This window comes from Granulicella sp. dw_53 (assembly GCF_018449545.1).
In the GTDB taxonomy this organism is placed as follows: domain Bacteria; phylum Acidobacteriota; class Terriglobia; order Terriglobales; family Acidobacteriaceae; genus Edaphobacter.
Genome location: NZ_JAAVUR010000046.1, coordinates 1 through 860 on the forward strand (window position 1 = coordinate 1; position 860 = coordinate 860).

Annotated in this window: 2 protein-coding genes; both read left to right on the forward strand. The window is 57.7% G+C overall.

Translation table 11 applies throughout. From position 1 onward, the window contains the following. Positions 1-206 (forward strand): hypothetical protein (locus HB393_RS25495; RefSeq protein WP_255551613.1); only part of this gene is annotated, 206 nt, incomplete at its 5' end. A gap of 126 nt (positions 207-332) precedes the next feature. Further along, a partial coding sequence (locus HB393_RS25500) for a hypothetical protein (RefSeq protein WP_255551614.1) occupies positions 333-860 on the forward strand: 528 nt, incomplete at its 3' end.

Consider the following 860-nt stretch of genomic DNA (forward strand, 5'->3'; position numbering starts at 1 on the left):
ACTTGACCTTCGACTGGACCATTGCTCCAGGGCAGACTCAGGGCCGCTTGTACAGCTTCTTGATCACGCATGAGACCAGCGGCGAAGCCACGCAAGGAGGTCCGCCTTGCGGCTTCAAGCCACTCTGGCCAGGCGATAAGATCCCGGTTGCGAACGATACGAAAGAACTCTCGTCCAAGATGTGCGAGCCGGGCGATCTCCGGTGAGCAACGATACAGTTCCTCGAGATAGGGCTGGGCCGAAGATGTTCCTTTGAGTATCTGCCACGCCGTCTGCTGAGACGAAACCCGCAAAGTAGACTTCATGGGTATATCTTTGGATGTCTTTGGAGGATGTCCACGGCGTTGCCGAAGCCAATGCCAGACGCTGCTGTTCTGCCCGCGGAAGCCCTGCTGCTGCAGTTCTCGCCAAAGCTGACTCACGTTGCGGCAACCTTCGAGCAGGCGTCGATCGAGATAAGCAGCATACTTGTCGACAGAGTTCGGGAACACGCGCGGGGTCCTCTCCGGGAATGCGCCAGCTCGGACCCATCGCTGCACTGTGCGAAGGCTGAGACCGAGTTGGCGAGCGATATCAGATTGACTTACACCGCTCTCCATCAGAGCTCTCATCTGTTTATAGAGGCCGTGACGACGATGTCTCTTCTCGTGCCCGACGATCAAGGTTTCGACGGGATCAGCCGGAACCTCAACAGAATTCGGCATTTCCATAGAGTTGCTCTGTTGAACAGCTCTGGCTGCCTGCATCATGGTGCGACGGTGAGGCTCGAGCGCGTTCCTCAGCGCCTCGCTCAGGTTGCGCAGCAGGTGCCAGCGATCGGCGATCTGGATGGCTTCTGGACAAGCTCTTCGTGTCGCTTT